Genomic DNA, 18588 nt, shown 5'->3' on the forward strand with positions numbered 1-18588 from the left:
CTGCCGCCAGCACTCCCGGTGTCAGCTGGATTTCAATCCCGGGAAGTCCGTGTCCCGGTATTCGGTGCCCGGAGCGGTGCCGCCGCGGTGGCGTTCCTCCTCCGCCCGGCGCAGCTCCACCCGGCGGATCTTGCCCGAGATGGTTTTGGGAAGCTCCGCGAATTCCAGGCGGCGGATCCGCTTGTAGGCGGCCAGGTGCTCGCGGCAGTAGGTAAGGATGCTTTCTGCCAGCTGAGCCCCGGCGGTGTAGCCGGCGGCCGGCACCACATAGGCCTTGGGCACGGACAGCCGCAGGTCGTCCGGCGCGGGAACCACCGCCGCCTCGCCGACCCCCGGATGCTCGATCAGCACCGACTCCAGCTCGAAGGGGCTGAGCTTGTAGTCGCTGGACTTGAACACGTCATCCGCCCGCCCCACATAGGTGAGCACCCCGTGCTCGTCCCGCTCCGCGTTGTCCCCGGTGTGGTAGACCCCGCCGTGGAATGCCTGCGCGGTCTTCTCCTCGTCCTCGAAATAGCCGTTCATCAGCCCCAGCGGCCGTGGATCGGTCACCAGGCAGATCTCCCCGGTGTCCGATTCCTGCCCGGTCAGCGGGTCGCGCAGCACCACCTGGTAGCCGGGCATCGGGCGGCCCATGGCGCCGATGACGATCCGCTCGCCGGGCGGGTTGGCGATCTGCACGGTGGTTTCGGTCTGCCCGAAACCGTCGCGGATCACCTGGCCCCAGGCACGCTGCACCTGGTCGATGACCTCGGCGTTCAGCGGTTCGCCGGCCGAGACGAGCTTGGCCGGGGGAGTTGCCAGCTGGGTCAGGTCCGCCTGGATCAGCAGCCGCCAGACGGTGGGCGGGGCGCAGAAGCTGGTGACCTTCTCGCGGGCCATCTGCTCCATCAGCGCTCCGGCGTCGAAGCGCTCGTAGTTGTAGACGAACACCGTTGCCTCGGCGATCCACGGGGTGAACAGGTTGGACCACGCGTGTTTGGCCCAGCCCGGGGAGGCGACGTTCAGGTGCACGTCGCCTGGCTCCAGGCCGATCCAGAACATGGTGCTCAGGTGCCCCACCGGGTAGGACACGTGGGTGTGCTCCACGAGCTTCGCCCGCGAGGTGGTGCCCGAGGTGAAGTAGCGCAGCAGCGGTTCTTCGGCGCGGGTCGGGGATTCCAGGGTGAACTCCGTTGGCGCGGTGAATGAATCCGCGTAGGACAGGATTCCCTCGGCCGGGGTGCCGCCGATCTGCACCAGTGTGAAGTCCTCCTCCAGCGAGGCGAACTTAGGGGTCTCGGCTTCGTTGGTGATGACCCAGGTGACGTGTCCGCGCTGGATGCGGTCGCTGAGGTCCGCGGGGGTCAGCTGCGTGGTGCAGGGGACCAGGATGGCGCCGAGCTTGATGCCTGCCAGCATGGTTTCCCACAGCTCGACCTGGTTGCCCAGCATCACCGCGATGGAATCCGAGCGGCGCACCCCGGAATCGCTGAGCCAGCGGGCCAGCTGGGTCGAGCGCTCGGACAGCTCGCGCCAGGTGCGCCGGGTCGAGGAGCCGTCCAGCTCGGTGATCACCAGTGCCGGGGTGTCGACGCGCTGCGGGTCGGCGGCAACCTGGTCGAACCAGTCGAAGCCGAAATTGAAATGGGTGAAACGCGGCCAGGAGAAATGCTCGCAGGCGTGCTGGTAGTTCTCGCGCCACGCGATCAGCTGATCCCGTACCGTGAGGAATTCCTCGGTCACATCCATTTGCATCCTCCAGCTCGCAGATTCGCCGCCCATTTCCTTTGTGATGACGGTCACTGGCCAATATACTTTGACGTCCTATCAAAGGGGAAGGGTTTCCGCTCCCGGGGTGTCGTGCCGCGGCCACAAAATTGGGATGTGGGGCACATTTGAATTAAAAGATTGAAGCTTCAACTAAAGAGGCGTACTCTGGAATCAAGCAAGACAACCCGCCCGCAGAAAGGACGCCGACCATGGCACCCCTGAAGGAAGACAAGCTCTCCGCGCAGCTGTCGATGAATGCCGTGCAGCTCAAGGTCGGCGACCTGGACATCATGAGCACCTACTACCAGCAGGCCCTCGGTCTGGAAGTGCTCAAGGAAAGCGCCGCCGGCACCAGCCTTGGACGCGGCGCCGAAACCCTGGTCCAGCTCACGCCTGCCCCCGGGCTGCAGCTGCCGGCTCGCGGCGAAGCGGGCCTGTTCCACACCGCCCTGCTCTTCAAGACCCAAGCCGATTTGGCCGCCACCGTGCTGTCCGCCGCGAAGTACAACCAGAGCAGCTTCGTGGGCAGCTCGGACCATCTGGTCTCCGAAGCCTTCTACTTCACCGATCCGGAAGGCAACGGCATCGAGCTCTACTTCGACCGCCCGCGCGACACCTGGACCTGGACCGGAGACCAGGTCTCCATGGACACCATCTACCTGGACCCGAACAACTTCCTGAACACCCACCTGACCGAGGAAGCTGTCGCCGGGCAGAAGCGGGCTGGCGCCGAGGTAGGCCACGTCCACCTGCAGGTCGGCGACGTCGCGACGGCCCACCAGTTCTACGTCCAGACCCTGGGGTTCGACCAGACCGCGGCCCTGGGCAACCAGGCGCTGTTCGTCTCCGCCGGCGGCTACCACCACCACATGGCCATGAACGTCTGGAATTCCCGCGGCGCAGGACCCCGCAAGGACACCCTGGGCCTGGGCGAGGTGCTGATCAACGTCCCGACCCAGGACGAGATCGGCAAGATCGCCGAACGCCTGGACTTCGCGGGTGTGCAGAACCATCACACCGGATCCGAGCTGCAGTTCAAGGATCCGTGGAACAACCAGCTGCGCGTCGCCGTGCGCTAGGCACCAGCCTGTCGCGCAGCTTGAATCCGAGCCACCCGGGCAACGCTCTCAGCGAAGCGCTGCCCGGGTGCATTCTCAGGCAGGTACCAGCCACGCTTGAAGGACGGGTTGTTGTCGGCAGTCACGAACGGCGCTCCGGATCCATCCAGCTGTGTTCGCTGCATACTGCACAGTCCGAGACGAGGCAACCAATGCTGGACTCGACCCGGGAATCCGTGGGCTTCGAAACGGACTTCGCCGCTGCGGGCATGGCCTGTGGTTTCAGAAGATGCTTGGTCAAGCAATAGAAGAAATCCGCAAGGCAGATCTTCGTCGACAGCTTCCCTCGTTCGCGCAGGCATGGCGGCAATTCGGGATAGGGGGATCCGCGTTAAATGGCACCAAGCAAGCATGCCCGCCCCCTTCAACAAATGCCGCTGCGTGCTAGAGGCATACCGCGGCCATGCCGCCGATTTCATGTTCCGCCTGTCAAGTCACCCTGCATACATCGAAGCGTTCTATCTGAACATGTGCAGTCGCAATCCTTAAGATGTTTCGCCGGAATTGATTCGCAGCTTGGCGACTTCGATCAGGTGACTATGCGACGCGACATGGCGACGCCCACTGGAACGGATTTTCGCCCGGGGGTGGTGGCGGGGAGCCCGGGCTATTCCACCCTGAATTCGAAACGTCCCTCGGTCGAATCAACCAGGCAAAAACCGGGCTCCTCTAACACGGCCAGCATGCAGGCACCAAAACCGATGATCTCCACACCACCCGTGCTCGGGCGCTCCTGCAACAGCCGTTCCAGGAAAGCCTTCAGCTCGTAGCGGCCGAGCTGGGAATTCCCTAGTTCATAGGTGTACTTCGCACCGACGCACGAGTTTGCTTCGCCCAAAGGCGGAGCCGTGAACTTCTTGGTTTCCTTCAGCGACAGCATGGTTGCCTTCAGTACCCTGTACGCCTCGGTCTGGGCGTAGGCCTTGGCACGGGCAGCCCCGGTCGGGCCTGGGTCAACTCCGGTGAGCCGCTCATCGTCGCCAATCACCCGGTAGAAGGTGGCGCCGCTGGACTGCGAAGGGCCGAAGACCCATGGGAGGGCGTTAGCGAATTCAAGCTGGTTCTTCTTCCCCATAGCCAAGCTGATGGAGGTCCCTGTGCTGCCCTCGGAAGTGGCGAAAACATGCGACTGGCCATTCACTGCCTGGTCGCTGAAATCGATGATCTCATTGTGCACCTGCGTCATGGGCTGCTCGCCATGCGGATACTATTCGATGCCGGTGCTCAGCACCGCCATTTCCGCTCCCTTGGCATTGCGGGTGCTGTAGGTCGACTTGAGGTCCTCGTGTATCTGGCCTTCGAAATATTCGCCGGTCCCCACAAGTCTCCAGTCCGCCGGCACCTCAAGTTCGACATGCCCGTTGCCCACCTTGTGCTTCACTGTCCCAGCGGCCTGCGCCGTGGCGCTCGCCGCTACGGAATTGGTCGGCGAAGCAGACGCGGAAGTTGTGGGCGAGGCGGAAGCTGCAGGCGAGGGGTCCGGCGAAGGCTGCGACGGCGATATGGACCATGAGCTGAGTGCAAGGCCCAGAGCCGTGGCGGCCGAGGCGGCCGTGAACCGGCGGGTGATGGAAATGATGGCCTCTCCCCACAGATGTTGAAGTCTGATTGTCATCGTGGCGTACCGCGACGATATTGATCCTAGGCGCGAATTGGGCCTTGTCTCTGGTCGGTGGATAAATAGGACACCGGCTGGAGTGGAAATCGGTTCGGAAGAAATCGCTGCCCGGAGTCCTGATCGCAAAGATCGGGGCACCGGGCATTATTCAAGTTATCTGCATCCTCAATATATCTATGTGCCAATCACGCGGTTCTCAGAGGCCAAGGCACCGGCTGAGAGGTTGAACACCCTCCGGTTGCGCGTAATCTGCGGGAAAACGCGCACGTGGACATAGGATTTCGTACGGGGCCGCTGTTGGCCTTCCGCGGCCTGTCCGGTTGCGCATCGTGGAACTGAGAGGCAGCGCATTGAATATAGCTGACGAAGTTGGCGTGGTTTTCCTGATCCTGCACCTGGTCATCGGCCTGACCGCCGCCATCGTCATCTCCTCGCGGCGCAAGCCGACCACGGCCATCGCCTGGATCATGACGATCATCTTCATCCCGTACCTGGGCGCCTTCGCCTTCTTCCTGATCGGCTTCGGCCGGCTTCCGCGCCACCGCCGGGAGAAGCAGCGGCAGGTCAACGAGCTGATGCACGCCGCCTCTGGGCTCAGCGGGTACCGGGCGCAGTTCGACTCACCGGACTGGCTGGGTCCGACCGTGGCGATGAACGAGAAGCTCGGCGCGCTGGGCATGGTCTCGGGAACCTCCGCCACGCTGATCGGCGGCTACGAGCAGTCCATCGCCTCCATGGTCCGCGCGGTCGAGAAGGCGCAGTCATTCATCCACGTGGAGTTCTACATCCTGGTCAGCGACCAGACCACCGGCGAGCTCATCGCCGCGCTGGGCCGCGCCGCCGCCCGCGGGGTCGCGGTGCGGGTGCTCTTCGACCACGTCGCCACCCTGACCCTGCCGCGGCGCAAGGAAACCATCCAAGAGCTGGACCGGCTGGGCATCCAATGGCACCACATGCTGCCGCTGAAGCCCCTGAAGGGCCAATGGCAGCGTCCGGATCTGCGCAACCACCGCAAGCTGCTGATCGTGGACGGGGAAGTGGGCTTCACCGGCTCGCAGAACCTGATCGACTCCAGCTACCTCAAGCCCAAGAACCTGCGCCGCGGCCTGCACTGGAAGGAGCTGATGGTGCGGTTGGAAGGCCCCATCGTCTCCGAGCTGGACGCGGTGTTCATCACCGACTGGTACAGCGAAACCGACGAGCTGCTCGAAGGGGAGAAGTACCGGGTGCGCGAGGCGAGCATCCACCATGAAACGCCCAGCACCCACCAGTCGCGCACCGTGCACGGGCTGGACGCCCAGGTGATCCCCAGCGGCCCGAGCTTCGAGAACGACAATAACCTCAAGCTGTTTGTCTCGCTAATCCACAATGCCCGGCACCGGGTGAGCATCACCAGCCCGTACTTCGTCCCGGACGAGGCCACCTTGCAGGCCATCATCACCGCCGCCTCCCGCGGGCTTGACGTGGAGCTGTTCGTCTCCGAGGTCGCCGACCAGGCGATGGTCTACCACGCGCAGCGCTCCTACTACGCCGACCTGCTGGCCGCCGGGGTGAAGATCTACCAGTACCCCTCGCCCACCGTGCTGCACTCCAAGCACTTCTCGATCGACGACGAGGTCGCGGTGATCGGCTCCAGCAACATGGACATGCGTTCCTTCAGCCTGAACATGGAGGTCTCGCTGCTGGTGCGCGGGGCGCAGTTCGTCGCCGAAATCCGCAAGGTCGAGGACGGCTACCGGAAGATCAGCTTCCCCATCGACCTTCAGCGCTGGAAGCGGCGGCCGTGGCGGGAGAAGATCCTGGACTCGCTGGCCCGGCTGACCTCCGCCCTGCAGTAGTCCTCAGGCCCGCTTCAGCAGCGCCGCGATGCCCTGGCCGCCGCCGATGCACAGCGTCACCACCGCATGCTCCAGATCCCGGCGCTGCAGGTCCATCGCCGCGCGCAGGGCGAGGATCGCGCCGGTGGCGCCCACCGGGTGGCCCAGCGCGATGGCCCCGCCATAGGGGTTGACCTTGCAGGGCTCCAGCTGCGCGTCGCGGATCACCGCCAGCGCCTGCGCGGCGAACGCCTCGTTCAGCTCGAACACATCGATGTCCTTCGGGCCCAGCTTGGTCTCGGCGAACAGCTTGCGCAGCGCGAAGGTCGGGGCGTACCCCATGTAGGCCGGATCCATGGCGGTCACCACCACATGCTCCACCGTCGCCAGTGCCGGCAGCCCGTGCGCCCGCACGTACTCGCCCTTGGCCAGCACCAGCGCCGCGGCCCCGTCGTTCACGCCCGAGGAATTGCCCGCGGTGGCCGTGCCCTCGGGGGAGAAGGCCGGTGTCAGCGCGGCCAGGGAATCCAGGCTCACGCCCTGCCGCGGGTGCTCGTCGACATCCCGGCCTTGGCCGCCTACTAGGCTGTGCTCGATGATCTCCTGCGCGAAGGCCTGGCGGGCGATCTGGCTGCCTGCCAGCTGCTGGGAGCGCAGCGCGAACTCGTCCTGCGCCGCCCGGCCCACCTGGTACTTGCGGGCCACCGCATCCGCGGTGGTTCCCATGTGCTTGTTGCTGAACGGGTCGGTCAGCATGGCCAAGGTGCCGTGGCGCAGCGTGCGCGGGGCCAGCGAGCGGGCCTGCCCGGCCGAGTAGTCCAGGTACGGCATGCCGGTCATGGACTCGTTGCCGCCGGCCACCGCCACTTCGTTGGCGCCCACCACCAGCGACTGGGCGGCGCTGAACACCGCCTGCAGCCCGCTGCCGCACAACCGGTTCACGTTGAACGCGGTGGTCGACTGCGGCAGGCCGGCGCCCAGCGCCACCCGCCGGGCGTTGTAGGACTCCGGGCCCACCTGGCCGATGCAGCCCATCACCACCTCGTCCACCGCCTCGGGCTCCAGCCCGCTGCGCTCCAGAGCACCGCGGACGGCCGCCGCGCCGAGCTGCGCGGTGTCAAGCTCCCGATACATGCCGTTGAATCTGCCCACCGCGGTGCGCGCCCCGGCCAGGATGGTGATCTTGTGCTGCTGCAGTACCGTGCTCATGGGACCCTCCGCTTCGAAACAGCTGTTCCGCCCTGCCGATGTTCGACCCAGTCTAGGCACGCCGCGGCGCAGGCAACAGCGGGCCCGCGCGATCCCATGGGGAAAGATCGCGCGGGCCCGCAGCCTGCTCAGGTCTTCAGCCCTCGAAGAGCTGCTGGCCCAGGTACTGTCCGGGTTGGATGCCCGGCGGGATCGCGTAGAGCCCGGAGGAGGTGTGGCGCAGGTACTCGTTCATCGCGTCATTGGCGCTCATGGCCTTTTGCAGCGGCACGAAGTGCGTGCGCGCGTCGATCACGAAGGCGATGAAGAACAGGCCGGCGTCCAGCCGGCCCAGCCCGTCCGAGCCGTCGGTGTAGTTGAAGCCGCGGCGCAGCATCCGCGCCCCGTTGTGCGCGCTGGGATGCAGCACCGCCACGTGGGAGTCCACCGGGATGATCGGCCCGGCCGACCCGGCCATCGCGAAGTCCGGCTCGCTGAACTCCTCGCCGCCGGACAGCGGAGCGCCGGTGGACTTGATGCGGCCCACCACGTTCTCCTGCTCGCGCAGCGCGGAGCGGTCCCAGGTCTCGATCTGCATGCGGATGCGCCGGGCCACCATGTAGGTGCCCCCGGCCATCCACGGCTGGTCGGTCGAATCCTTGCCCACCCAGACGTGCTTGGCCAGCGCGTCGGCGTCCTCGGCCAGGATGTTGGCGGTGCCGTCCTTGAAGCCGAACAGGTTGCGCGGGGTCTGCTGCGCCTGGGTGGTCTTGGCCGTGCGGCCAAAGCCGATCTGGCTGAAGCGCACCCGCACCGTGCCGAAGCCCAGCCGCGAGAGGTTGCGGATCGCGTGCACCGCCACCTGCGGGTCGTTGGCGCAGGCCTGCACCACGATGTCCCCGCCGCTGCGCTGTTCCTCCACCATGTCCCCGGAGAAGTGCGGCAGCTCGATCAGCGCCTCGGGCAGCTTGCCCTCCAAGCCGAAGCGCGGCTTGCCGTGCTCGTCGAGGAACAGCGAGCGGCCGAAGCCCACGGTCACCGTCAGGTGCGCGGCGCCCAGGCCCTCGGCCTCCCCGGTGTCCGCCGGCGGGGCGTCGTAGGAGCCGGTGTCGGCGCCGCCCACCGGCTGCCCGGCGGCCATCTGCTCGATCGCCGCGGTCCAGTGCCTGAGCAGCGCGACGAGCTTGCCGCGGTCCTGCGTGGTCACGTCGAAGCCGACGATGTGCATGCGGTCCTGGGCCTCGGTGGTGATGCCCGCCTGGTGCTCGCCGTAGAACTCGATGGTGTCGGTTGCCTGCTTCTCGGGCAGCTGCCCGCCGAAGGCCGCGGCGGCCAGCGCGCCCACGGCAAGGCCCGCCCCGCCGGCGCCGGCGCCGGTGAGCAGCAGCCGCCGGGAGATCCCGGCCTTCTTCTCTTCGCCCATGGTGCCCGCCCTACTTGACCACCGCGGCGGTCAGGCGGGAGAGCGGCTCGGATAGGGCGTCCACCCCGGCGGCCAGCTCCTGCACCTGCTCGGTGCCCAGCTGATCGTAGTACTTGAAGCCCTCGCCCACGCGGTAGGCGTCCAGCTGCGCCTGCAGCTTCTCGAAGTTCTCCTTCAGCTGCGCATCCAGCTCGTCATCGGTGCCCTCCAGCAGCGGGGCCAGGTCCTCGTAGGCGATCTTCGCGCCCTCCAGGTTGGCCTGGAAGTCCCATAGGTCGGTGTGGGAGAAGGCCTCCTCCTCGCCGGTGACCTTGCCGGTGGCGACCTCGTCCAGCAGCTCCTTGGCGCCGTTGGCCAGCTTGTCCGGGGTGAACTCCAGCGCCTGGGCGCGCGTGACCAGCTCGGTGGTGTGCTTTACGAGCCCATCCGCGATCTGCTGGCGCTGCGCCTGGCTCATCTTGGTGTAGCCCTTCGGGGCCCACAAATCCTTCTCCGCGCGGTGCCAGCCGGTGAACTCCTGGCCCTCTTCCAGGTCCGCCTCGCGGGCGTCGAGGATCGGGTCCAGGTCGCCGAAGGACTCGGCCACCGGCTCGATGCGCTCCCAGTGCATACGCACCTGCGGGTAGAGCTGTTTGGCCTCGGCTTCCTCGCCGGCGGCGAAGGCCTTGGCGAAGTCCTCGGTGCCTGCCAGCAGCTGCTGCGACTGGTCCTTGACGTAGGCGGCGTACTGGACCACGGCGGTCTGCTGCAGCGCGGCGCGGTCCGCGGAGACCTCCTGGCCGGCGGCCGCGGCGGTCACGGTGAACGGCGAACGGATGCCATCGCCGACCATGCCCGGCTTGCAGGCGGCGAAGTAGCTGCCCTCGGGGGCCATGACCACCAGGTCGCGGGTCACGCCGGGGCCGATGTTCTCCACCTCGCCCACGATGCGCAGGCCGTCCTCGGCCAGCAGGTAGAACTCGTTGACCTTGGTGCCCTCGTTCTTCACGGAGAACTTCAGGGTGCCGCCGGCGGCGGTGCCGGTGGCCAGGGTGCAGGCGTCGTCGCTCGCGGTGACGGCGATGGAGCCGTCCGCGCTGGCGGTGGCGTTGTTGTCGGTGCAGCCGGTCAGGGCCAGGGCGCCGAGCGCGAGCAGGGCGGCGGGTGCCAGGAACTTGGTCATGGGTGGTGGATCCTCGATAGTGCGAATGGTTGGTGCGGTGCGCCGCTCAGGCGTTTTCCGGAGACTGCGCTGGCGACTGCGCGGACGACTGCGTCGGCGCCGGCTTCGATGCGGGCTTGGCGCCGGCCTTGGTCCCGGAGCGCAGGGCGCGCAGGTAGAAGAACATCACCGGCACAATGTAGAGCGCCCAGGCGATCACCTGCAGCACGGTCATCGCCGGGGTGAAGTTGAAGATGCCCTGCAGCAAGGTGGCGGCCACGCCCGAAGGCGGCAGCTGCGCGCTGAGGTCGAAGGCGAGGTTGTTGATGCCCGGCAGCACGGCGGCTTCCTGCAGGTCGTGCACGCCGTAGGTGAGCACGCCCGCGGCGACCACCACCAGCAGCACGCCGGTGTAGGCGAAGAACTTGGACAGCTGGATCTTCACGATGCCGCGGTGCAGCAGCACACCGAGCAGGATCGCGGTGGCGATGCCCAGCCCCGCCCCGAGCAGCGGCTCCCAGGTCTGGTCGCTGGTGCGCGCCGCGGCCCAGATGAACAGCGCCGTCTCCAGGCCCTCGCGGCCCACCGACAGCGCGCCGACGATGACCAGCCCCCAGGCCGGGCCGTCGGCCGCCTTGTCCACCTGCTGCTGCAGGTCCTTGTTCAGCGTCTTGGAGGTCTTGGCCATCCAGAAGATCATCCAGGTCACCAGGCCCGCGGCCAGGATGGACAGCGTGCCGCCGATGATCTCCTGCGCCTGGAAGGTCAACCCGCTCGGGCCGAAGGTCAGCAGCGCGCCGAAGCCCAGCGACACCGCGACCGCGACGCCCACGCCGGCGTAGATGCGCGGCAGCAGGTGCCGGCGGTTCGTTTTGGTCAGGTACGCGATCAGCAGGACCACGATCAGGACCGCTTCCAGTCCCTCGCGCAGACCGATCAGGTAGTTTCCGATCATCTTGTGCTGCCTTCATCTTCTTGGCGCTCCCGCGAAGGGGTATTTGTCGATCGCGGGTGACCGCCGGAACCCGCGATTGCGATGCGGGCCACAGGTCGATCAGTCTAAGGTTAGCCTAAACAACTACCTGCGAAAAACGATCAGAGCAGATTAGCTTTCCCTGGAATGCCGTCAAGCGCATTAGCTCGACAGCTGCGCTTCACCTGTCGTCATCAACGTTTTTGACGCACCGCGTGGTGATGCCCGGCGCAGGGAAAGCAAGTAGAAGGCGAGCACCGCCCGCTAACTCGCAGTTTCTTTCATCCGCCTCCGGAGAAAGTCAAAGCTTCTTCTGTCATTTTCCTTATGGGACCGAGGGTGTATTGTGCCCGGGTGCACCTCGCCGCCGGAGATGCTTGAGTGCCATCATGATGATTGGTGGGAGCATGGCGGGAAGACCAGTTGCCGTAATGCGTCGTGTTTGTGCCGTCGGCATCATTTAGCGATCCATGCCGGGTTGCTGACCTTGGTCAAGATCGGGGGATTGGCATATATCTTGTTCCCGAAGCATGTGGATCCGTTGCAGATACCGCAGCGGAACCGGCTCTACGCCGCTGCCTAAAACCCATGTATTCATCGTTTGGCTGAGAATTCCTTGAGCGAGGCATCTCCACGCCAGATCAGCGGCACCGAACCTAAGGCTTGGAGAGCGCCACCTTGACGCCGAAGCCGACCAGCACGGTTCCGGTAATCCGGTCCATCCATGTCACGGCCTTCGGGGTGCTCAGCCATTTGCCGGCCAGCGAGGCACCGAGGATCAGCACGCCAGCCCAGGCCAAGGTCATCGCCACATGCACCGCCGACAAAGCAATACCCATCAGCAGTGCGTTGGCATCGGCCGGCGTGAACTGGGGAATGACAGCGATATAGAAGACGCCGATCTTCGGGTTCAGCAGATTGGTCACCAACCCGGTGCCGTAGGCCTTCCATTTGCTGCTGGCCACGGCAACGTTCGTTGGCTCCAGTTCCCGTCGCCGCAGCGAGCGGTAGATCATTTGGCCGCCCAGGAACATCAGGTACGCGGCACCGGCGTAGGTCAGGATTTGGTAGGCGAGCTGGGAGGCGGCCAGTACCGCAGATGCCCCGGCGGCCGCAATGACGCCCCAGGCGAAAACCCCGGAACAGATTCCGAGGGCGGCCACCAGTGCGTCCAGCCTGCTGCGCGTGACCGCCGAGCGCAGGATCAGCGCCGTATCGACGCCGGGGACCAGCGTCATCAGCGCGGCAACGACGGCGAAGGAGAGCAATGCGGAAGTGACGGTCATACAATAAATCGTAGAGCCCGCCGAGCCGGCTGCTTCCGCTCCGAACCCGGAGTGATGAACCTCATTCGCAGAACCGGCACGCAGGTGTCGGGAATAATTGGTTTGAGCGCCGGGTCTCTGGCATAATTGCAGGGTACTCGATTTGTTATGGACCCTCTCTCCGTTTCGAATCCTGTCCTTTTAGAACCAGGTCAGTAAGGCCTGCCCCACAGGTGCACAAAGCTTGGTTCGACCATGTTGAGAAACAGGAGACCACAAAAGTGGCCGTAAAGATTCGTCTGAAGCGCTTCGGTAAGATGCGCGCACCTTTCTACCGCGTTGTCGTCATGGACTCGCGCGCCAAGCGCGATGGCCGTGCCATCGAGGAGATCGGTAAGTACCACCCGACCGAGAACCCTTCGATCATCGAGATCGATTCGGACCGTGCACAGTACTGGCTGTCCGTTGGCGCTCAGCCAACCGAGCAGGTACACGCACTGCTGAAGATCACCGGTGACTGGCAGAAGTTCAAGGGCATCGATGGCCAGGAAGGCACCTACAAGGTTGCCGAGCCTAAGCCAGCATTCGTTGCTCCTGAAAAGGGCTCGGTTATCCTCAAGGAAGCCATCACCAAGAAGGCTGAAAAGCCAGCTGCCGAAGAGGCAGAGGCTGAAGCTACCGAGGCTGAGTAATCATGCTCGTTGACGCGCTAGACCACTTGGTCCGCGGGGTTGTCGAGGAGCCGGAGGACGTTCAGGTTGCCCTGAAGTCCACCCGCCGCGGCGACCTGCTCGAAGTACGTGTGAATCCTGATGATCTCGGTCGCGTGATCGGACGCCAGGGTCGCACTGCACGGGCACTGCGCACAGTGATGGCAGCGTTGGCCAAGGAGCCGATCCGTGTTGATGTAATTGACACTGATCGTCGCCGAGGCTGAACAACTTAGAGGCCCGGCCTAGGCCGAGCCTCACCACTAAAGGAGTTTCCGCTCTACAACGCGGGAACTCCTTTAGTGTTTCACCCCAAAATTTTTATCCTTCACCATCTGAAGCCATCCACCGAAGAAAAGGTTCAGCGAACATGCGATTGCAGGTAGCCCGCATCGGCAAGCCCCACGGCATCCGCGGCGAAGTCACGGCCCAGGTCCTCACCGACGCACCCGAAGAGCGCTTTGTCGCCGGCGAAGTCCTGCATGTCACCGACGGCCCGGTTGAGTCGCTGACCATCAAGAACGCGCGTTGGAACAAGGCAATCCTGTTGCTTTCCTTCCAGGAGATCGCGGACCGCAACGCCGCTGAGACGCTGCGCGGCGCCCGCCTGGAGATCGAGGTCGGCGAGGAGCCGGAGGACGACTCGGACGAGTGGTACGAGCACGAGCTGCAGGACCTGAAGGTCATGCACGACGGCGTCGAGGTCGGCGTTGTCACGGCGCTGCGCACCAACCCCGCCCAGGATCTGCTGGTCTTCGAGAACGCCGACGGCGAGGAAATCTACCTGCCGTTCGTGGACGAATTCGTCCCGGAGATCGATACCGAGGCCGGTACGCTGACCATCACCCCGCCTCCGGGCCTGCTGGAGCTGAACTCCGAGGATTCGGAGCAGCCCGAGGGGGAATCCAAGTAATGCGCCTGGACGTGATCTCGATCTTCCCCGAATACCTGAACCCGCTGCAGCTTTCGCTCATCGGCCGCGCCGCGGAAGACGGCATCCTGGACCTGAACGTCACCAATCTGCGCGACTTCACCACCGACAAGCACCGCAAGGTGGACGACACCCCGTACGGCGGCGGCGCCGGCATGGTCATGATGCCCGAGCCGTGGGGCCAGGCGCTGGACGCTGTCCGCGCCAAGGCTCCGGCCGACAAGAAGCCGGTGCTGATCGTGCCTTCGCCCGCAGGGGCGGTCTTCAACCAGCAGATGGCCTACGACCTCGCCGAAGAAGAGCATTTGGTCTTCGCCTGCGGCCGCTACGAAGGCATCGACGAGCGCGTCATCGAGTACGCGCACGAGAACTTCACCGTTATTCCCGTCTCCATCGGCGACTATGTCCTCAACGGGGGAGAAGTCGCGGTCATGGTGATGGTCGAGGCCATCGGGCGCCTGATTCCCGGTGTCATCGGCAACCCCGAGTCGCTCGTCGAGGAATCGCACTCGGATGTGCTGCTGGAGTACCCCGTCTACACCAAGCCTGCGTCCTGGCGCGGCCGCGAGGTTCCCGAGGTGCTGCTGGGCGGCAACCACCACCGAGTAGCCCGCCACCGCCGCGACGAGCAGATCAAGCGCACGGCCGACCGCCGGCCGGACCTGATCACCCAGCTCGACGTGGAAAGCCTGAACCGCCGGGACCGAGATGCCCTGTGGCACAACGGTTTTGCCGTGGTTGAAGGCGAGATTCTGCCCAAGTCCCAGCTCGATTGGGCTACCGGCGCAGGAACCGAATCCGAATAAACTCCTCGCGAGGCCAACATCACGGCGGATTGCTCCGCCGCGGTGTTCACCTCAGGGATATTTATATGGCAAAATTGACTCTTGGTGTGTTTTGTCCGAATCCTGCCGCAGGGGGATCCCGGACTTCAAGAACCGCCGCATCGGTTGCTAAAGCCAGCCGGTGGTAAACGTTCCGGGGAGTTCGGCGCCGTTTCAGGCGCTCGAAGAGCCCCGCTACGAGGATTCGGTGACCTGCGGCATTGATCCTAGGAGATGCACAATGCATATTCTTGACTCTTTGGATGCAGCTAGCCTGCGTTCCGACGTTCCTGCTTTCGGTCCTGGCGACACCCTCAAGGTGCACGTCAACATCATCGAAGGCAAGAACTCCCGTGTTCAGGTCTTCCAGGGCTACGTACTGGGCCGTCAGGGCCGCGGCGTAGGCGAGACCTTCACCGTCCGCAAGGTTTCCTTCGGCACCGGTATCGAGCGTACCTTCCCGGTTCACTCCCCAATCATCGAAAAGATTGAGGTTGTGTCCAAGGGCGACGTGCGTCGTGCAAAGCTGTACTACATGCGCGATCGTCACGGCAAGGCTGCTCGCATCCGCGAGAAGCGCGATTTCGGCGGCAAGAAGTAATCTGCGTTCTTCCATGAAGCAGATTGCTCGCCCTGAAGCGGCAATCACGAAGCGCCGGGCCTTTTACTGGGTCTGGCGCTTCGCTGTTCTCGCTGTCATTTGCGGGTTGGTCGCCGTGATCATCATCCGTGCATTCTTCGTCGATGTCTTCAGCATCCGCTCGGATTCGATGCAGTCAACGCTGAACCCGGGCCAGGCCATCTCCGTGGACCGACGCGCCTACGACGACGCCGAGCCCCAGCGCGGGGACGTCATCGTATTCGACGGTCGGGGATCGTTCTTGCCCTATGCCCGATCCTCGGTGGTTGACGACCTCGTGGGCGCCTTCAAGCTTTCGGGCAGCTCCCATTCCTATGTCAAGCGCGTGATCGGGGTGGGCGGGGATACCGTTGAATGCTGTTCGGCCGACGGCCGCGTCACCGTCAACGGCGAACCGATCGACGAGCCCTACCTCTTCAATGGCGATGCGCCAAGCGACATGAAGTTCTCAGTCGAAGTTCCTGCTGGCCGCGTTTGGGTCATGGGGGACCACCGTTCCGTGTCGCAGGATTCCCGATCGTTGCTCGGAGCCAGCGGCGGCGGCATGATCAGCCTGGACCGCGTCACTGGACGCGCAACAAATATCATCTGGCCGATTGACCAGCGCACCGAAATCCGTTAGCTATTGCATCACTGTCCGTTGCCACCAGCGTTCGCTACCCGTTCTGCTGCCGTCCGTGCTCCCGTACTGTACATTCGGCAGGCCCGGTGAAGAATAGTTTCTTGAGGGTTTCATTCGTATTTTGAAATCTCAATTTCACGGTTCGACATGGGCGACTTGCTGAACTCAAAGACTGATATTGCGTTGAAGCTTCGTAATCTTGCGGTTGCATCGAATAAGCGGAAACGGATTATCTTACTCTGAGCAATGCCGCGCTTAGATCTGCGCTGACTTGGCTCAAATATGCGCCGCCGGATCTGCGAATCTTGATCACTCAAGCCGGTAGCGACCCAGTTCTGATGTTCGATACTCATCTGACTAGACATTATGCTGTAATTCCCAAATATTTTCGGTTGCGCAGATGCTTGAAAACCGCGCAATTTCCCGGATATGGTTTCGTTTTGGTACCACTCTGAGGTTCGCCGTGCCCATTTTGCCGTGGCTTCTCGGAACACTCGCACTCTGACATCTGGGAGAAGCATTAATGCCAAAACTGAATAGCAAAACGGCGCCGCGTGGTCTGGCGACCATGGCTGCAACCGCCCTGATGGTTGGTGGCAGTTTCATGCCAGCTGCCGCGGCTCCTGAAGCGAGCCAAACGCCGCTTGAGACTCCGAGTTCGACCTCCACAGCACCATCGACTGCCGCGTCCACAGATCCAACTATGCCGACCGAAGGACTCAGCGAAGCGGTGCAGCGCGATCTGGGCAAAACCGTCGACGAGTTCAAGGAAGACGCCAAGCACTCAAAGCAGGCCGCGGAAATCCGGGAGAAATTGGGCGTCGAAGGCATTAAGGCAACCGCGACCGTCGAGGACGGCAAAGCCCAGATCACCGTTGGCGAGGCGGACGAAGACAGGGCGAAGGAAATTGTCGAGTCTACCGCTGCGACCTCTGCCACTGTCACCGCAGAAGTCGGGACGATTACTGACGTCAATGACGTCTACGCAGAAGTTCTCAAGAACGTGAAACCAACCGAGCTGACGCGCCTGACAGCGATCATGAACACCAGCAGCGGCCTGCAGATCATCGCCGACGGCTCTGCCGGAGCGGAAAAGCAGGAAAGTCCCGCGACCCAGGATCCGACGGGACTGATGTCGCTGACGCTGGAGGAATTCGTCGAGGAAGCCGATGGTGTCGCGCTCGTGGAAGGGTCAGGCCCGGCCAAGACTTCCGCAGGCGACGATTTCTACGGCGGCACCGGGTACTTTGTCGATCCCTCGGGTATGCCGTCGCCAAACATGGTAATTTGCTCGACGGGCTTTAACGCGTGGTCACCGTCCGGCGAGGACGCGATGCTGACCGCCGGACACTGCGCCCTGGACGGTGCGGGAAAGATCTTCGGGACTATGGTGCAGAGTGCTCCCGATACTTTAGAAGGTTTTGCGCCTCCTGTTGGCAGCTTCGGATTCAGCCAGTTCGGTGGAATCAACAATTCCGGGATTTCCCACGGGCAGTTGGACCAGCTAACCCCGCAGGAGCAGGACCATCTCAAGGAGAACACCGAACCTGGTACCGACATAGCGGTGATCGAGGGCATCGACCTCGAGCTCAATCTGCCACCAGCGGTGACCACGTGGTCGGCGGGCGGTCCTGGTGAAGACGCCATGACCGTGACTGGAGTTTCCAAGGCCGTTGCCGGGTCCGAGGTCTGCGCCTCGGGGCGCACTACCGGCTGGAGCTGCTCGAAAATCTTCGGCGAAGGCCTGTTTTTCGTCGCCGGTTATGCCAATGACCAGCGCCCAGTGTGGGGCTACGGAGCGGCCAACCCGGGTTTGAGCGTGGTGAAAGAAGGCGACTCCGGCGGACCGGCACTGGCAGGTTCCAGTGCGGTGGGCATTGCCTCGGCGTATAGCGCTGGCCTGAGCGACACCGATGACGATGACCTCGCGTTCTACACCTCGCTGGCCGACGTGCAGGCCAAGGGTTATATCCAGGGGTACCAGGTGAAGTTCTTCATCAACGCGCCGGAATTGGACTTGGCGGACAGCAAGCCGGATGTCGCCCCCGGCGCGGAGATCACCGGAACCGTGCAAGATGCGTCCAGCGGCACCGAGATCAACATCATCGTCGACGGGAAGGTGATCGACACCGTAGACGTGGACTTCGAGGGAGTATTCACCTTCACCGCGCCGCGGGAGGAAGGCGAATTCGCCTTCACCCTTCAGGCGGTCAACGGGCTAAACATCTCCGAGGAGACCCGCGCCAGCGTTGAGGTGGTGGCTCCAGAGCCGAGCCCGACGCCCGTTGAGCCCACACAGGACTCCGCCGCGCCGTCGGCTTCGCAGGATCCCGGGGAAACGAATGAACCGGCCGAGTCCGCTTCCCCGACGGCGTCGAATGCCACCCAAGGCAGCGTCGAATCCATCGTGGAGCCTGCCCCCGAGGGATCGCTGGCAGATACCGGCACGAGCAGCATGCCGCTGGTAGTTGCCGGCGGCATCCTGGCGCTGGTCGGCTGCGCGCTGCTGCTGCGCCGCGGCTCCCGCCGCCACAGCTAGGGGGAACCTGCCGCGGCCGGGGAAGCA

General features: G+C 64.1%; 18 protein-coding genes. 9 read left to right on the forward strand and 9 right to left on the reverse strand.

The window, feature by feature from the left end; all coding sequences use genetic code 11:
• Positions 1–21: 21 nt before the first annotated feature.
• On the reverse strand, positions 22–1731 hold the full coding sequence (locus tag DFO58_RS10380; protein WP_120990597.1) for an AMP-binding protein: 1710 nt from the start codon (positions 1729–1731) through the stop codon (positions 22–24).
• Positions 1732–1961: 230 nt separating this feature from the next.
• Here DFO58_RS10380 and DFO58_RS10385 point away from each other — a divergent pair, with 230 nt between their 5' ends.
• Positions 1962–2831: a VOC family protein gene (locus DFO58_RS10385; protein WP_120990599.1), complete on the forward strand. Its 870-nt coding sequence runs from the start codon at positions 1962–1964 to the stop codon at positions 2829–2831.
• Between the two features lie 646 nt (positions 2832–3477).
• Here DFO58_RS10385 and DFO58_RS10390 read toward each other — a convergent pair.
• Both DFO58_RS10390 and DFO58_RS18465 read right to left on the reverse strand, forming a co-directional pair.
• On the reverse strand, positions 3478–4056 hold the full coding sequence (locus DFO58_RS10390) for a hypothetical protein (protein ID WP_120990601.1): 579 nt from the start codon (positions 4054–4056) through the stop codon (positions 3478–3480).
• A gap of 21 nt (positions 4057–4077) precedes the next feature.
• Complete coding sequence (locus DFO58_RS18465) at positions 4078–4251, reverse strand: hypothetical protein (RefSeq protein ID WP_157359285.1); 174 nt, start codon at positions 4249–4251, stop codon at positions 4078–4080.
• 587 nt (positions 4252–4838) lie between these two features.
• On the opposite strand from DFO58_RS18465, the gene cls reads away from it, so the two are divergent.
• Entirely contained in the window at positions 4839–6326 is a 1488-nt protein-coding gene (cls, locus tag DFO58_RS10400) for a cardiolipin synthase (RefSeq protein ID WP_286163555.1), read from the forward strand.
• A gap of 3 nt (positions 6327–6329) precedes the next feature.
• On the opposite strand, the gene DFO58_RS10405 is transcribed toward cls, so the two are convergent.
• The 5 genes from DFO58_RS10405 to DFO58_RS10425 all read right to left on the reverse strand — a co-directional run bounded on the left by DFO58_RS10405 (position 6330) and on the right by DFO58_RS10425 (position 12316).
• Positions 6330–7514 (reverse strand): thiolase family protein, encoded by a 1185-nt coding sequence (locus DFO58_RS10405; RefSeq protein ID WP_120990605.1) that lies wholly within the window; start codon positions 7512–7514, stop codon positions 6330–6332.
• Between the two features lie 136 nt (positions 7515–7650).
• Positions 7651–8916: an iron uptake transporter deferrochelatase/peroxidase subunit gene (gene efeB, locus DFO58_RS10410; RefSeq protein WP_120990607.1), complete on the reverse strand. Its 1266-nt coding sequence runs from the start codon at positions 8914–8916 to the stop codon at positions 7651–7653.
• 10 nt (positions 8917–8926) lie between these two features.
• Entirely contained in the window at positions 8927–10078 is a 1152-nt protein-coding gene (gene efeO / locus DFO58_RS10415) for an iron uptake system protein EfeO (protein WP_120990608.1), read from the reverse strand.
• 46 nt (positions 10079–10124) lie between these two features.
• On the reverse strand, positions 10125–11012 hold the full coding sequence (efeU, locus tag DFO58_RS10420; RefSeq protein ID WP_120990610.1) for an iron uptake transporter permease EfeU: 888 nt from the start codon (positions 11010–11012) through the stop codon (positions 10125–10127).
• A 674-nt stretch (positions 11013–11686) separates the two neighbouring features.
• The gene (locus DFO58_RS10425; RefSeq protein ID WP_053798023.1) at positions 11687–12316 is read right to left on the reverse strand and encodes a LysE family translocator; all 630 of its coding nucleotides are present in this window, start codon (positions 12314–12316) and stop codon (positions 11687–11689) included.
• A 260-nt stretch (positions 12317–12576) separates the two neighbouring features.
• Here DFO58_RS10425 and rpsP point away from each other — a divergent pair, with 260 nt between their 5' ends.
• The 6 genes from rpsP to lepB all read left to right on the forward strand — a co-directional run bounded on the left by rpsP (position 12577) and on the right by lepB (position 16022).
• Entirely contained in the window at positions 12577–12987 is a 411-nt protein-coding gene (gene rpsP / locus DFO58_RS10430; RefSeq protein ID WP_047118964.1) for a 30S ribosomal protein S16, read from the forward strand.
• Between the two features lie 2 nt (positions 12988–12989).
• Positions 12990–13232 (forward strand): RNA-binding protein, encoded by a 243-nt coding sequence (locus DFO58_RS10435; protein ID WP_047118965.1) that lies wholly within the window; start codon positions 12990–12992, stop codon positions 13230–13232.
• 143 nt (positions 13233–13375) lie between these two features.
• Positions 13376–13918, forward strand: coding sequence for a ribosome maturation factor RimM (rimM, locus tag DFO58_RS10440; protein ID WP_053798022.1), 543 nt, complete (start codon positions 13376–13378; stop codon positions 13916–13918).
• Positions 13918–14742 (forward strand): tRNA (guanosine(37)-N1)-methyltransferase TrmD, encoded by an 825-nt coding sequence (trmD, locus tag DFO58_RS10445; RefSeq protein WP_047118967.1) that lies wholly within the window; start codon positions 13918–13920, stop codon positions 14740–14742. The genes rimM and trmD overlap by 1 nt, the downstream gene beginning before the upstream one ends.
• A gap of 259 nt (positions 14743–15001) precedes the next feature.
• The gene (gene rplS, locus DFO58_RS10450; RefSeq protein ID WP_053798020.1) at positions 15002–15361 is read left to right on the forward strand and encodes a 50S ribosomal protein L19; all 360 of its coding nucleotides are present in this window, start codon (positions 15002–15004) and stop codon (positions 15359–15361) included.
• A gap of 13 nt (positions 15362–15374) precedes the next feature.
• On the forward strand, positions 15375–16022 hold the full coding sequence (gene lepB / locus DFO58_RS10455; RefSeq protein ID WP_120990612.1) for a signal peptidase I: 648 nt from the start codon (positions 15375–15377) through the stop codon (positions 16020–16022).
• A 110-nt stretch (positions 16023–16132) separates the two neighbouring features.
• Here the strand turns inward: lepB and DFO58_RS18670 are convergent, their stop codons facing one another.
• Positions 16133–16375 carry a hypothetical protein gene (locus tag DFO58_RS18670; RefSeq protein WP_147407250.1) on the reverse strand — a complete coding sequence of 81 codons (243 nt, stop codon included), beginning with the start codon at positions 16373–16375 and terminating at the stop codon, positions 16133–16135.
• Positions 16376–16725: 350 nt separating this feature from the next.
• On the opposite strand from DFO58_RS18670, the gene DFO58_RS10460 reads away from it, so the two are divergent.
• A complete protein-coding gene (locus tag DFO58_RS10460; protein ID WP_183043161.1) occupies positions 16726–18561 on the forward strand; it encodes a S1 family peptidase in 1836 nt (611 codons plus the stop codon).
• Positions 18562–18588 lie beyond the last annotated feature (27 nt).

The sequence above is a fragment of the Arthrobacter sp. AG1021 genome (genome assembly GCF_003633665.1).
Taxonomy (GTDB): Bacteria; Actinomycetota; Actinomycetes; order Actinomycetales; family Micrococcaceae; genus Glutamicibacter; species Glutamicibacter soli.

Excerpts from the sequence above, each read along its gene's own strand:
- rimM (WP_053798022.1), top strand. The coding sequence starts at position 13,376 with ATGCGATTGCAGGTAGCCCGCATCGGCAAGCCCCACGGCATCCGCGGC.
- DFO58_RS10460 (WP_183043161.1), top strand. The coding sequence starts at position 16,726 with ATGCCGACCGAAGGACTCAGCGAAGCGGTGCAGCGCGATCTGGGCAAA.
- efeB (WP_120990607.1), bottom strand. The coding sequence starts at position 8,916 with ATGGGCGAAGAGAAGAAGGCCGGGATCTCCCGGCGGCTGCTGCTCACC.
- DFO58_RS10385 (WP_120990599.1), top strand. The coding sequence starts at position 1,962 with ATGGCACCCCTGAAGGAAGACAAGCTCTCCGCGCAGCTGTCGATGAAT.
- lepB (WP_120990612.1), top strand. The coding sequence starts at position 15,375 with ATGAAGCAGATTGCTCGCCCTGAAGCGGCAATCACGAAGCGCCGGGCC.
- DFO58_RS10435 (WP_047118965.1), top strand. The coding sequence starts at position 12,990 with ATGCTCGTTGACGCGCTAGACCACTTGGTCCGCGGGGTTGTCGAGGAG.
- efeU (WP_120990610.1), bottom strand. The coding sequence starts at position 11,012 with ATGATCGGAAACTACCTGATCGGTCTGCGCGAGGGACTGGAAGCGGTC.
- DFO58_RS10380 (WP_120990597.1), bottom strand. The coding sequence starts at position 1,731 with ATGGATGTGACCGAGGAATTCCTCACGGTACGGGATCAGCTGATCGCG.
- DFO58_RS10390 (WP_120990601.1), bottom strand. The coding sequence starts at position 4,056 with ATGACGCAGGTGCACAATGAGATCATCGATTTCAGCGACCAGGCAGTG.
- efeO (WP_120990608.1), bottom strand. The coding sequence starts at position 10,078 with ATGACCAAGTTCCTGGCACCCGCCGCCCTGCTCGCGCTCGGCGCCCTG.
- DFO58_RS10405 (WP_120990605.1), bottom strand. The coding sequence starts at position 7,514 with ATGAGCACGGTACTGCAGCAGCACAAGATCACCATCCTGGCCGGGGCG.
- DFO58_RS10425 (WP_053798023.1), bottom strand. The coding sequence starts at position 12,316 with ATGACCGTCACTTCCGCATTGCTCTCCTTCGCCGTCGTTGCCGCGCTG.
- DFO58_RS18670 (WP_147407250.1), bottom strand. The coding sequence starts at position 16,375 with ATGAGTATCGAACATCAGAACTGGGTCGCTACCGGCTTGAGTGATCAA.
- rplS (WP_053798020.1), top strand. The coding sequence starts at position 15,002 with ATGCATATTCTTGACTCTTTGGATGCAGCTAGCCTGCGTTCCGACGTT.
- trmD (WP_047118967.1), top strand. The coding sequence starts at position 13,918 with ATGCGCCTGGACGTGATCTCGATCTTCCCCGAATACCTGAACCCGCTG.